This window comes from Streptomyces sp. NPDC060028 (genome assembly GCF_042736725.1).
Classification (GTDB): Bacteria; Actinomycetota; Actinomycetes; order Streptomycetales; family Streptomycetaceae; genus Streptomyces.
In genome coordinates this window covers 1-12,776 of record NZ_JBHWVJ010000039.1, presented here as the reverse complement: position 1 = coordinate 12,776, position 12,776 = coordinate 1, and the positions used below count along the sequence as shown (strand labels likewise).

General features: G+C 70.6%; 8 protein-coding genes. 6 read left to right on the top strand and 2 right to left on the bottom strand.

From position 1 onward, the window contains the following. Nucleotides 1-103 precede the first annotated feature (103 nt). Nucleotides 104-1,594 carry a DHA2 family efflux MFS transporter permease subunit gene (locus ACFWBF_RS20450; protein WP_385603566.1) on the top strand — a complete coding sequence of 497 codons (1,491 nt, stop codon included), beginning with the start codon at nucleotides 104-106 and terminating at the stop codon, nucleotides 1,592-1,594. Between the two features lie 216 nt (nucleotides 1,595-1,810). Then, the gene (locus ACFWBF_RS20445) at nucleotides 1,811-2,329 is read left to right on the top strand and encodes a hypothetical protein (RefSeq protein ID WP_385603562.1); all 519 of its coding nucleotides are present in this window, start codon (nucleotides 1,811-1,813) and stop codon (nucleotides 2,327-2,329) included. A gap of 276 nt (nucleotides 2,330-2,605) precedes the next feature. Here ACFWBF_RS20445 and ACFWBF_RS20440 read toward each other — a convergent pair whose 3' ends face one another. Then, a complete protein-coding gene (locus tag ACFWBF_RS20440) occupies nucleotides 2,606-4,873 on the bottom strand; it encodes a M4 family metallopeptidase (protein WP_385603559.1) in 2,268 nt (755 codons plus the stop codon). A 381-nt stretch (nucleotides 4,874-5,254) separates the two neighbouring features. Here ACFWBF_RS20440 and ACFWBF_RS20435 point away from each other — a divergent pair, with 381 nt between their 5' ends. Beyond that, the gene (locus ACFWBF_RS20435) at nucleotides 5,255-6,739 is read left to right on the top strand and encodes a sugar transferase (protein ID WP_385603556.1); all 1,485 of its coding nucleotides are present in this window, start codon (nucleotides 5,255-5,257) and stop codon (nucleotides 6,737-6,739) included. A gap of 18 nt (nucleotides 6,740-6,757) precedes the next feature. Here ACFWBF_RS20435 and ACFWBF_RS20430 read toward each other — a convergent pair whose 3' ends face one another. Further along, nucleotides 6,758-7,699 (bottom strand): GDP-L-fucose synthase family protein, encoded by a 942-nt coding sequence (locus ACFWBF_RS20430; protein WP_385603553.1) that lies wholly within the window; start codon nucleotides 7,697-7,699, stop codon nucleotides 6,758-6,760. A gap of 218 nt (nucleotides 7,700-7,917) precedes the next feature. Here ACFWBF_RS20430 and gmd point away from each other — a divergent pair, with 218 nt between their 5' ends. The 3 genes from gmd (at nucleotide 7,918) to ACFWBF_RS20415 (ending at nucleotide 12,730) form a co-directional block, all read left to right on the top strand. Beyond that, nucleotides 7,918-8,931: a GDP-mannose 4,6-dehydratase gene (gene gmd, locus ACFWBF_RS20425; RefSeq protein WP_385603550.1), complete on the top strand. Its 1,014-nt coding sequence runs from the start codon at nucleotides 7,918-7,920 to the stop codon at nucleotides 8,929-8,931. 244 nt (nucleotides 8,932-9,175) lie between these two features. Next, complete coding sequence (locus ACFWBF_RS20420; protein ID WP_385603547.1) at nucleotides 9,176-11,959, top strand: LamG-like jellyroll fold domain-containing protein; 2,784 nt, start codon at nucleotides 9,176-9,178, stop codon at nucleotides 11,957-11,959. 87 nt (nucleotides 11,960-12,046) lie between these two features. Further along, nucleotides 12,047-12,730 (top strand): hypothetical protein, encoded by a 684-nt coding sequence (locus ACFWBF_RS20415; protein WP_385603544.1) that lies wholly within the window; start codon nucleotides 12,047-12,049, stop codon nucleotides 12,728-12,730. Nucleotides 12,731-12,776 lie beyond the last annotated feature (46 nt).

Here is a 12,776-nt window from a genome sequence, read left to right as displayed (position 1 = left end):
GGCTGTGGGTATCGCGGGAGCAGCTGAGACCTTGAGGTCAGCGGAAGTCCTGCCGGACACTGCTGTGCACGAACTGGCGACTTTTACCCCGAGGAGACCTCCCATGCGTAAGTGGCTGCCGTTGACCGCGGTGTGCCTCGGGGCCTTCATGCTCCTGGTCGACGTCACGATCGTGACCGTCGCCCTGCCGGACATGGCCGCCGACATGCACACCGGATTCGCCGAGCTGCAGTGGGTGATGGACATATACGCCCTCGCGCTCGCCGCCCTGCTGCTGGGCGCGGGCTCGCTCGCCGACCGGATCGGCCGGCGCCGCGTCTACCTCGGCGGGCTCGGCCTCTTCGCCGCCGCCTCGCTCGCCTGCGGCCTGGCCGACGGCCCCGGCGCGCTGATCGCCTTCCGCGCCGTCCAGGGCGTCGGCGGCGCCGCGATGTTCGCCACCACCATGGCCCTGCTGAGCGGGGCCTACCAGGGCCGGGACCGCGGGGTCGCCTTCGGCGTCTGGGGCGCGGTCAACGGCGCCGCCGCCGCGGCCGGCCCGATCATCGGCGGGCTGCTGACGGAGCAGTTCGGCTGGCGCTGGATCTTCTTCATCAACCTGCCCGTCTGCGCGCTCGCCGTGTACGTCACCCTCAAGGCCGTCGCCGAGTCCCGCAACCCGCAGGCCCAGGGTCTCGACCTGCCCGGCATGGCCACCTTCACGGCGGGCGCGGGCGTCGTCACGTACGCCCTGATCCGGGTCGGCGAGAACGGCTGGACCTCCGGCACCACCCTGGGCCTGTTCGGCCTCGGCGTGGTGGCCTTCGCCGCCTTCGTCCTCGTCGAACTGCGCAGCTCCCGCCCGATGCTGGACCTCTCGCTGTTCCGCAGCCCGACCTTCGTGGCCGTCATGACCGCCGCGCTGCTGATGTCCGGCGCCGCGTTCGGCTACCTCATGTACGTGTCCATGTGGCTGCAGTCCGCCGAGGGGATGGGCCCGGTCGGCGCGGGTCTGGTGCTGGTGCCGCTCAGCCTGGCCGCCTTCTTCGTCTCCGCGGCGTCCGGAAAGCTGCTGCACGGGGCTTCGGCGCGGCTGACCATCGGCGGCGGGCTGCTGCTCATCGGGATCGGCGCGCTGCTCCAGGGCTGGATGCTGGACGCCGGTGACGGCTGGGTGGCGCTGCTGGCGGGCATGATCGCCACCGGTGCGGGCGTGGGCCTGGCCTCCCCGGCGCTGGCGGCCGCCGCGATGGGGGCGGTGGCCCCGGCCCGGGCGGGCATGGCGGGCGGCGCCCTGAACACCGCGCGGCAGCTCGGCATGGCCCTGGGCATCGCGGTGCTCGGCGCGGTCTTCCAGGCCGGGCTGAGCGACGGCCTCGACGGCTCCGGCCAACCGCACGGCACGGCCGAGGCGTTGGCCACCGGCCGGGCGGGCGAGCTGCTGCACGCGGACCCGGGGGCCGGGCAGTGGATCGGGGCGGCCTTCGCGAGCGGGCTGAAGGACACCTTCTGGGTCTCGGGAGTCATGGGCCTGGTGGGCGCGCTGGTCCTGTTCGTGCTGGTCCGCAGGCCGGCTCCGGCCGGGGCCGCGGCCCCGGAACGCGCCGCCGCCTGAGCGTCCCGGCGCGCGGACGCCCCGCACCCCGTCCGGGTCCGGGGCGTTCGCGTACGCCCCGGCGATGCGGCGTTCGGCCCGCCCGGGCGGTCCGTGAGGGTGAACCTTCGAACGCGCTGCGCATGCTGAATCGTTTCGGCAGTTCCGTCCGCTCCTACGCTTCCGGCGGATGTCACCGGACCCGGCATCCTCGAAACCCGAGAAACGGACTTCTTCATGCGTCTTCGCACCACCGCCGCCGCGGCCCTCGCCGCCCTCGCCCTCGTCCTTCCCACCGCGGGGCAGTCCCTGGCCAACGACCACGACGACGACCGCACCAGCCTGGGCGAGCTGCGCTACCGGTACACCGACGAGGACGGTGAAACGCGCCGCGGCCGGATCGAGCCCGCCGACAACGACACCTGCTACCGGCTGACGCACGCCTCCGGGGGCCACCCGGCCTTCGAGGTGCGCAACGCGACCGAGTCGCTGGCGCTGCTCTTCGAGGACCGCAACTGTGGCGGCGAGGCCGTCGAGGCCCTGCAGCCGGGCGAGCGGGCGCACGACCTCGAGGTCCGGTCGGTCCTCTTCAAGCCGACCCGCCACCACAACAACCACAACAACAACAACAACAGCGACAGCGACAACGAGGGCCGCCACGACGCACGTCACGACCGTGACGACGACGAGGACCGCCGCACGAACGACGCCGAGCAGAGCGACCTCTTCGGCAGCATCTTCCGCTCCGTCGGCTGATCCACCGGTCCCCTGCGCGAAAGGGTCCGGCGCCCCCTGTGGGGTGCCGGGCCCTTTCGACGTCCGGTCAGGCGCGTTCCGCGCCGCCGGCCCTCCCCGGGGCGGCCCGGCCGACCGGCGGCGAAGGTCCCGCCCCTGGGGGAGCAGGTCCCGTACAGGAAGGGCCGGATGGAACACGGGCGCATGGAACAGGGCCGCCCGGGGAGGTCTGCTCCCGGGCGGCCCCGTGGTCTATCGGTTCAGCTCTGCTTCATTCCTGGCCCTGGCGGGGTCGGGTCAGAAGGTGAGCTTCCAGCTGTCGATCTTGCCGGTGTCCAGGTTCGCGTTGTCGTTGACCCGGAGCTTCCAGACGCCCTGGGCGACCTCGGAGGACGCGTTCACCGTGTAGCTCTTGACGATGTTGTCCGCACTGCCACCGGAGTGGTTGTGCAGGTTGTAGACGCTGCCGTCAGGGGCGACCAGATCGACCTTCAGGTCACCGATGTAGGTGTGGACGATGTTGACGTCCACCTTGAGGGTGCTCGGCGCGTTGCCGGTGCGGGTCACGGTGATCGGGGACTCGACGGTCGCGTTGTCGGCGATCGCGTAGTCGGCCGTGTTCTCGAAGACGTTCTGCTGGCTGGTCCCGACGGTCCAGGTGAAGGACGCCGTCCCCGTCTTGGAGGCGGAGTCGGTCACCGTGACGGTCACGTTGGACGTGCCCGCCGTGGTCGCCGTGCCCGAGATCAGACCGGTCGAGGAGTTGATCGACAGGCCGGCAGGCAGGCCGGTCGCCGCGTAGCTCAGCGCACCCGGGTTGGTGCTGGTCGCCTGGACCTGCAGGCTCACAGCGGTGTTGATCTGGGTGGTCTGGTTGGCGATCGCGGTGACCGAGACGCCCTGCTGCGGCGGCCGGGCACCGACGTTGATGCCGGCCCAGGCGTTGGCCACGTTGTTGTACGTGACCGAGTTCGCGCCGTACAGGTCGGCAGCGGCCTGGAGGGTCGCCGTACGGGCGGCCGCGTAGTTGGTGTTCGACTTGAAGTAGCCGACCGTCAGCGCGCGGAACCAGATCTTCGCGGCGGCGTCGCGGCCGATCGCGGTGACCGGGAGGTTGTCCGAGGTCGGCGAGTTGTAGCTGACGCCGTTGATGACCTTGGCGCCGGAGCCCTCGGACATCAGGTAGAAGACGTGGTTCGCCGGACCCGAGGAGTAGTGGACGTCGATGGAGCCGATGCCCGAGTACCACGCGTCCTTGGAGCCGTTGTCCTTGCTCGGCTTGTCCATGTAGCGCAGCGGGGTGCCGTCGCCGTTGATGTCGATCTTCTCGCCGACGAGGTAGTCACCGACGTCTGACGGGTTGTTGGCGTTGAACTCGACGGCCGCCGCCATGATGTCGGAGGTCGCCTCGTTCAGGCCGCCGGGCTCGCCCGAGTAGGTCATGTTGCCGGTGACCGAGGTCAGACCGTGGGTCATCTCGTGCGCGGCCACGTCGATGGACGTCAGCGGGTGCGTGTTGCTGGTGCCGTCGCCGTACGTCATGCAGAAGCAGGAGTCGTCCCAGAACGCGTTGACGTACGCGTTGCCGTAGTGGACCCGGCTGTAGGGGGCGACGCCGTCGTTGCGCAGGCCGTTGCGGCCGTGCACGTTCTTGTAGTAGTCCCACGTCAGCTGGGCGCCGTAGTGGGCGTCCGCGGCGGCGGTCGCCCGGTTGGAGGCGGCGCCGCTGCCCCAGACGTCGGTGGTGTTCGTGAAGAGCGTGCCGGTGCCGGAGCTGCCACCGTTGAGGTCGTAGGTCTTGTGGCCGCCGCGCCCGGCGTCGGTCAGCGTGAAGTTGCTGCCCGACTGCGAGCTGCCCAGCGTGACCTGGCCGCTGTACATCGTGTTGCCGGTGCCGGTCTCGATGGCCTGCCACTCGGTGATCTTCGCGCCGGTCTTGGCGTTGGTGATCACGTGCAGGGCGCTCGGGGTGCCGTCGTGCTGGAGGCCGCCGACGATGGTCTCGTAGGCGAGGACCGGCGCGCCTTCGGCCGCCCAGATCACCTTGCGGGCGCCCTGGGAGGGCTTGGCGTCCTTGGCACCCGCCGAGTTGGCGGCGGAGATCGCGGCACCGTCGGCCGCGGCCGGGGTGACGGTGGCGGAGGTGTCCGCCACCTTGATCTCGTGGTTGGTGGCCTTGGTGACGCTCTTGGTGGCGCCGTCCTTGGCGTGGACGGTCAGGTCACCGCCGAGTACGGGCAGACCGTCGTAGGTCCGCTCGTAGGTGGTGTGCGTGGTGCCGTCCGCGTCCTTGACCACGTCGCGCACGACGAGCTTCTCGCCGCCGCCGAGGCCGAGGGCCTTGGCCGCCTGCGCGGTGGTGGAGTTGGCCTCGGCGAGGAGCGTCGCACGCTCCGAAGCGCTGAGTGCGCGGTTGGCGGCGCCCGAGTTGGGCTGAGCCGAGCGGGCCTGCGACGCGGTGGCGTCGGCGGATGCGGTTCCGGCCTGTATGCCGACGGCGAGCAGCGCTGCCGCGGCAACGAGCGCGCCGGCCGCGGTGGCACGCCTCTGGGGGGTGGGACTCAACGCAGACTCCTTCTGCAAGGGGGGTTCCGGACGGCTGGGTGGGCCTCCGGGCAGATCAGGGCTGGTGCGATGAACGGTCGAAGAGTGCCACCTGCGGGCGCTGATGTCAGGGCCGCGTCAAAAGGTTGGCTGGAAACAGTTCGTTGTCCGAAGAGACGCATCCGGTATCCGAACCATTCACCTTCGTGTGGGACGTGGGAGTCCGACATTCGGAACAGCTGATACCGGTTGCTAACACTTGAGCAACGAGAGGTCTCGTTCACGCAAACGGCATCTACCGTACGGGTGTTTGTCGTACTGTTTCCCGGTGCGCCAGATGACCGCTGCCCGGGGAAGCCGCGGACACGCGCCACTGTCATAGACCACGTGCCAGGGGGGCCCATGAGGCATGTCCATTTTCCTGCGCAAAGAGTGGCCAGAACGGCTGCTGATTCGTCGAGGGCAGCCCTGCCCGCACGTCGGCTCGGAGACAAGGCCCGCTGGTACCTGCCCGCCGCAGTCTCCGCCGATTTCCTCGGCGCGGCCGTTCCCGTGGGACTCGTCTTCGAGGCCGCGCAGCAGGTCCGGCCGGTCTACTGCGCCGTCGGCGCCGCTCTGGCCTGGACCGGGGTGCAGGCGATGCGCCGGCGCTACGCGTCCCGCGTGCTCGGCGAGTCCCGCGGTGTCCTGCCCGTCGTACACGACTGGCTGATTCTCATCGGCGTCCTCGCCGTCGCCCGGGTCGTGACCGGCGAGAACACCCCGCGGCTGTCCGCGCTCGGCGCCCTGCTGCCCGCTCTCCTCATCACCGTCGCCTGCCACAAGCTGACCTACCGCCACCTCTCCGCGGCCCGCCGCGAGGCGCACGCCGTGAGCCGGGTGCTGGTCATCGGCGAGCCCGACGCCGCCGAGACCGTCATCGCGCACCTGGCCGCGCGCACCGACCACCCGTACGTCGTCGTCGGCGTGGTCCCGGTCGGCGCCGGCTCCATGGTCAGCGGGGTGCCCGTGGCGGCCCGGCTGGACACGGACATGCCGCAGGCCCCGCACGGGGACTCCGCCGCCGTGCTCGGAGCCGTCGCCAGCCACCACGCCGACCTGGTGCTCGTGGCGCCGGGGGTGCGGATCGGCGGGGAGCGGCTGCGCCGCGTGGTGTGGGCCCTGCACGACGCCGGGCTCGAACTGGCCGTCTTCCCGGGGCTGGTGGAGGTCTCCGTCAAGCGACTGGAGACCCTGACCGCGGGCGGACTGGCCGTGCTGCGCGTGGCGCCGCCGGTGAGCCGGGGCGTGCAGACCGTCCTGAAATCGGTGCTGGACCGCGTGGGGGCCGCCCTCGGGCTGGTCGTGCTGGCGCCGCTGTTCCTCGCCATCTTCCTGGGGATCCGCGCGGGCTCGCGCGGCCCCGCCTTCTACCGGCAGCGGCGCATCGGCCGCGACGGAGCCCCGTTCGTCATGTGGAAGTTCCGCACCATGGTCGTCGACGCGGACGCGCGCAAGTCGGAGCTGTCCGCGGCCAACGAGAACGACGGCCTGATGTTCAAGATGCGCCGCGACCCCCGGGTGACCCGGGTGGGCCGGCTGCTGCGCCGTACGTCCATGGACGAACTGCCGCAGCTGTTCAACGTACTGGCCGGACACATGTCGCTGGTCGGCCCGCGGCCCCCGCTGCCGGAGGAGGTGGCGCAGTACGACGAGGTCGAGCTGCGCAGGCTCACCGTCCGGCCGGGGATGACGGGGCTGTGGCAGATCAGCGGACGGTCCGACCTGTCCTGGGATGAAACGATTCAGCTGGATCTGCAGTACGTCGACAACTGGTCCTTCACCAGCGATGTCGACGTCATGGGCCGTACCCTCCGCGCCGTCGTCGACGGCCGCGGAGCGTACTGAGGGGCCGCTGCTTTGCGATCAGCTCTGCTCGCGCCACCACCGGTAGGTGGAGGCGATGCCGTCCCGCAGCGGGATCCCGGGCTTCCACCCCAGCGAGGTCAGTCGGCCGACGTCCAGGAGCTTGCGCGGGGTGCCGTCCGGCTTGGAGGTGTCCCAGGCGAGCCGGCCCTGGAAGCCGGTCACCTCGGCGACCGTCTCGGCCAGCTCCTTGATGGTCAGGTCCTCGCCGCAGCCGATGTTGACGGGCTCGTCGCCGTCGTAGCGCTCCAGCAGCACCGCGCAGGCCGCCGCCAGGTCGTCCACGTGCAGGAACTCCCGGCGCGGAGTGCCCGAGCCCCACAGGGTGACCTCCTCGCGGCCCTCGGCGGCGGCCTCGTGGAAGCGCCGGATGAGGGCGGGCAGCACGTGCGAGGACTCCAGGTCGAAGTTGTCGCCCGGGCCGTAGAGGTTCGTCGGCATGGCCGAGATGTACGAGGCCCCGTACTGCTTGCGGTACGACTGGACCTGGACGATGCCCGCGATCTTCGCGAGGGCGTACGCCTCGTTGGTCGGCTCCAGCGGGCCGGTCAGCAGGGCGTCCTCGCTGATCGGCTGCGGGGCCAGCTTCGGGTAGATGCAGGAGGACCCGAGGAACAGCAGGCGGTTCACGCCGGCGGCGTGCGCGCCGGCGATGACGCTGAGCTGGATCTTGAGGTTGTCCTCCAGGAACTGCACCGGGTACGTGCTGTTGGCCATGATCCCGCCGACCTTGGCGGCAGCCAGCACGACGGCATCGGGTCGGGCGTCCTTCAGGTACGCCCCGGTCGCGGCGGCGTCGCGCAGGTCGAGGTCGGCTCGGCCCCGGGTCAGCACCTCGTGGCCGTCCGCGGTGAGCCGGCGGACGACCGCCGACCCCACGAGGCCGCGGTGGCCGGCGACGAAGACGCGAGCGTTCGGGGGCAGGAGCGGCGAACTTGTCATACCGCCGATGATGCCAGTCCGTTCCCGCGCGCTGCGGGGCAGCCCCGCGCCCGAGCGAATCCGCCGCAAAGGTGGCCGGACCGGGCGTGTACGGTACCCATCCAGCCCCCGGGCCCTGGCCCGTACGCTCGGCACGTCCCCCTGCCGGGGCCTGCCGCACCCACTCCGAGGCACAGCCTCACCACACCACGAACAGCAACCACCACCAGGGGGACCCCATGGGCAAGACCGCGCTGATCACCGGCGTCACCGGGCAGGACGGCTCGTACCTCGCCGAGCTCCTGCTCTCCAAGGGCTACACGGTGCACGGGCTCGTGCGGAGGTCCTCCAGCTTCAACACGGAGCGGATCGACCACATCTACCAGGACCCGCAGACGGCGAATCGTTCCTTCGTGCTGCACCACGCGGACCTGTCCGACGGGGTCGCGCTGGTGAACCTGCTCCGCGACATACGCCCCGACGAGGTCTACAACCTCGGCGCCCAGTCGCACGTCCGGGTCTCCTTCGACGCGCCCCTCTACACCGGTGACGTGACCGGCCTCGGCGCCCTGCGCCTGCTGGAGGCCATCCGGGCCAGCGGGGTCGACACCCGCATCTACCAGGCCTCCTCCTCGGAGATGTACGGGGCCACCCCGCCCCCGCAGAACGAGGGCACCCCCTTCCACCCGCGCAGCCCGTACGGCGCGGCCAAGGTCTTCGCGTACTGGACCACGGTGAACTACCGCGAGGCGTACGACATGTTCGCCGTCAACGGGATCCTCTTCAACCACGAGTCCCCGCGCCGCGGCGAGACCTTCGTGACCCGCAAGATCACCCGCGCGGTCGCCCGGATCAAGGCCGGCCTCCAGGAGAAGCTCTACCTCGGCAACCTCGACGCCGTCCGCGACTGGGGCTACGCCCCGGAGTACGTGGACGCCATGTGGCGCATGCTCCAGCAGGACGAGCCCACCGACTACGTCGTGGCCACCGGCGTCGCAGCCACCGTCCGCGAGTTCGTCGAGGCCTCCTTCGGCCACGCCGGGCTCGACTGGAACGAGCACGTGCGCTACGACCCCAAGTACGAGCGTCCCAGCGAGGTCGACGCCCTCATCGGAGACGCCTCCAAGGCCCATGAACTGCTCGGCTGGAAGCCGACGGTCCTGGTGGCGGATCTGGCCAAGATCATGGTTGACGCCGACATCCGCCAGGTCGAGGACCAACTGGCGGGCGTGACCGTCCGCATCGACCGCTAGGCCTTATATTTCCCCTACGCTTTGCCGTGTCCCGGTCATTCGCACAGTTCTCTGTGGGTGTGACCGGGGCAAAGCTGCCGTATGTCCGTAGTGCACCCTCCATGCTGAACCTGTTGATTCCAAGTTGGTATGCAATGGGTCAAGTGAGGTGACCGGGCCCTCAGGTGAGCCCTAGTCTGCGCCAGTACATATGGCTGATCGGATAGTTCCAGCCATCAAACCGGGCGATTGCCCTGGGGGGCTCATGCGTAGATCCAGAGGGCTGACTGCTGCCCTCGTCCTGTCACTGGCCGGTGCCGGCACCGGCATAGGCCTGGTGCTGATGCCCGAGGCGTCAGCCATCACGGCGCCAGTGGCATTCACCGCCGACAACCTGCCGACCTGGCAGCCCAACGGCATCGTCTGGGCGATGGCCCAGGCGAACGGCACCGTCTTCGCCGGCGGTACCTTCTCCGCGGTCCGCCCGCCGGACGGCGCCGGCAGCGGCGCCGAGCAGGAAGCCGTGAACTTCGTCGCCCTCGACGCCGCGACGGGCAACCCGACCTCCTGCAAGCTCGCCTTCACCATCGGCGACGGCAGCGCCACCGTGCGTACCCTGACCGTCTCGCCCGACAACAAGACGCTGTACGCGGGCGGCTACTTCGGCGCGGTCAACGGCACCCCCGTCTCCAGCGTCGCCGCGATCGACATCGCGACCTGCACCCCCAAGGCCTCGTTCCACCCGAGCTTCCCCGCCACCGTGCGCGCCCTCGCCGTCACCGGCGACACCGTGTACGCGGCCGGCGACTTCGGCACCGTCGAGGACCAGACCCGCGAGCGCTTCGCCGCGGTCGACGCCACCTCCGGTGCGCTCAAGCCCTTCACCGCCAACGCGGACGAGCCGGGTCGCGCCGTCGCGGTCACCCCCGACGGCAAGAACGTGCTGCTGGGCGGCGACTTCTTCTCGGTCAACGGCGCCAACACGCACGCGCTCGCCGTGGTCAACTCCACGACCGGCGCGGTCGCCAAGACCTACACCAACATCCCGTCGAACTCGGTCGTCAAGACGATCGCGACCGACGCCACCGGCTTCTACACCGGCAACGAGGGCTCCGGCGGCGGTGTCTTCGACGGCCGCATCGGCCTGCGGCTCAGCGACTTCAGCGAGAAGTGGCGCGACCGCTGCCTCGGCGCGACGCAGTTCGTCCTGCCGTACGAGGGTGTGCTCTACAGCTCCTCGCACGCGCACGACTGCACCCTCAACGGCGAATGGCCCGACGGCAAGCGCAACTTCCTGCTGGCCCAGCCGACCAACTACGAAGGCGCCGCCCCCGCGCCCGTGGACGGTTTCGTGGCCAGCCCGCGCAAGCTCGGCTGGCACCCCACCGCCAACGACGGCCTCGGCGAGGGCATCGGCCCGCGCGTCATGGCCGTGGCGGAGAAGAACGACGTCAAGTACATGTGGGTCGGCGGTGAATTCACCCAGATCAACGGCAAGCCGCAGCAGGGTCTGACCCGCTTCGCCTCCACCGGCGACGTCGGCGCCCCGACCACCCCGGTCGCCAGCGCCGCCGCCGTCAAGCCGAACGAGGTCCAGGTCCGCTGGCGCACCAGCTACGACCAGGACGACAGCAAGCTGACGTACCGCATCTACCGCAACGGCTCGGGCACGCCGATCGCCACCGTGGTCGCGGACTCCGTCGAGTGGGAGCGCCCGCAGGCGTCCTGGATCGACGCCACCGCCAAGGCCGGCCAGTCCTACAGCTACCGGGTCACCGCGACCGACGGCGCGGGCAACACCAGCGCCCTGTCGGCCTCCGTGTCCGTGACGGTCCCGACCTCGGTCCAGACGTACCCGAACCAGGTCCGCGCGGACGGCGCCAACCTGTACTGGCGCTACGACGACACCGTCAGCCCGTACGTCGCCGACTCCTCGGTCAGCGGCAACACCAGCGGCATCCAGGTGAACGCCCCGGCCCTGCGCCAGGCCCCCGGCGCCGTCACCGGCGCCAGCACGGCGATGGGCTTCAACGGCACCAGCCAGCAGCTGTACAGCGACCACCGCCAGTCGGTCGGCGCCTCGTACACCATCGAGACGTGGTTCAAGACGAACACCACGCGCGGCGGCAAGCTGGTCGGCTTCGGCAACAACACGGACCGCGGCAGCGGCACGTACGACAAGCAGCTCTACATGACCAACACCGGTCGCCTCATCTTCGGTGTCTACAACGGCTCGACCCGGACCATCTCCACCGGTCTGTTCGACACGTTCAACGACAACAAGTGGCACCACGTGGTCGGTACGCAGGGCCCGGCGGGCATGGCGCTGTACGTGGACGGCCAGTCCAAGGGCACGCTGAACGTCACCAACTCCACCTCCTACGCCGGTTACTGGCACGTGGGCGGCGACAACCTCGGCAGCTGGCCGACCCGTCCGACCAGCAACTTCTTCGCCGGTCAGATCGACGAGACGGCCGTCTACCCGACGGCGCTGTCCCAGGCCCAGATCAAGAACCACTTCGATCTGGCCAAGGCCCCCTCCGACTCGGTCTCCAAGGTCTCCGCGACCGAGGACACCTACGTCAACCAGGGCGCCCCGAGCACCGCCAACGGCGCGGCCACCTCCCTCGCGGTGCGCGGCAGCGGCTCGGTGTACGAGACGTACCTGCGCTTCAACCTCCCGGCCGCCCCGGCCGGTCAGGTCCTGAAGGCCGCCTCGCTCCAGATCAAGACCACGACCCAGACGGGCGCCGGCTCCGCCGACACCGTCTCCGTGGTCCCGGTCACCGGTACCTGGAGCGGTGCGGGAACCACCTTCAACACCAAGCCCGCCGTGGGAGCCCCCGCGCTGGGCACCATCTCGGCGGTGCCGGACGGCTCGGCTATCCAGAGCGTGCCGCTGGACACCACCGCGCTCTCCGCGGTGCTGAACTCCAGCTACAGCCTGGGCCTGACGAGCACGGGCACCGACCCGCTGTGGATCTGGTCCTCGGAGTCGACGGCAGCGGACGCCGCACCGCAGCTGGTCCTCACCTTCGGCCCGAAGTAACCGTCTGACGACAGTGCGGGGCCCGGCGCGCCAGCCGGGCCCCGCACCCCTGTCCACCGAGTACCCAGTAAGTACGGGAGCCACCTGATGTACCGACGCTCCGCAGCGGCTGCTGTTCTGCTGGCCGCCGCCCTGACCCTGACCGCCTGCAGCTCGGACGGTGACGGCAAGGCCGACGCCGGCGCGGCCAAGGCGAAGCCGCCGGCCTCGTCCTCGGCACCCGACCCGGCGGACGCCCCGGCGCCGGCCCCGGCCGCGTCGCCCGAGGCGAAGCCGACGGGACCCGTTCTGCCGGACGCGAAGCTCACCCCCAAGACGGGCAGCTTCAAGGAGAACGAGAAGAAGTACCTGAGCGGCCGGGTTCCCGAGAAGATGGACCCGGCGGCCGTCCTGCAGACCGGCCAGGAGTCCTGCCAGCGGGTGGAGCGCACGGCCAAGCGTGACAAGGACGCGGCGGTCGGTTCCATCGTCGCCGGGGAGATCCCGGGCGCGAAGGACGCGATCACCTACCTGTGCCCGGAGCAGAAGCCGATCCTCGCCGCGGCGGAGAAGGGCTTCCCGGACGGCACCCGGCAGTCGCCCGCGGCGGGCTCGTACCGGGCGCTGACCCAGGGCTCCACCTGCGCGTGGGAGGCGAAGGACAAGGACGGCGCCGTCCTCGCGTCGGGCCCCGAGGCCCCCGTCAAGGCCGGTGACAAGATCACGGCCAACGTCCCGGCCGGCACCGCCCAGTTCACCTCCACGGGCTGCTACGCCTGGATCCCCGCGTAGGGGCACCGCGCGCCGTACACAAACGCCGCCGCGGACCGGATTTGCC

Coding starts and splice junctions, on each gene's coding strand:
- ACFWBF_RS20450 (WP_385603566.1), top strand. CDS start 104: ATGCGTAAGTGGCTGCCGTTGACCGCGGTGTGCCTCGGGGCCTTCATG.
- ACFWBF_RS20445 (WP_385603562.1), top strand. CDS start 1,811: ATGCGTCTTCGCACCACCGCCGCCGCGGCCCTCGCCGCCCTCGCCCTC.
- ACFWBF_RS20435 (WP_385603556.1), top strand. CDS start 5,255: ATGAGGCATGTCCATTTTCCTGCGCAAAGAGTGGCCAGAACGGCTGCT.
- ACFWBF_RS20430 (WP_385603553.1), bottom strand. CDS start 7,699: ATGACAAGTTCGCCGCTCCTGCCCCCGAACGCTCGCGTCTTCGTCGCC.
- gmd (WP_385603550.1), top strand. CDS start 7,918: ATGGGCAAGACCGCGCTGATCACCGGCGTCACCGGGCAGGACGGCTCG.
- ACFWBF_RS20420 (WP_385603547.1), top strand. CDS start 9,176: ATGCGTAGATCCAGAGGGCTGACTGCTGCCCTCGTCCTGTCACTGGCC.
- ACFWBF_RS20415 (WP_385603544.1), top strand. CDS start 12,047: ATGTACCGACGCTCCGCAGCGGCTGCTGTTCTGCTGGCCGCCGCCCTG.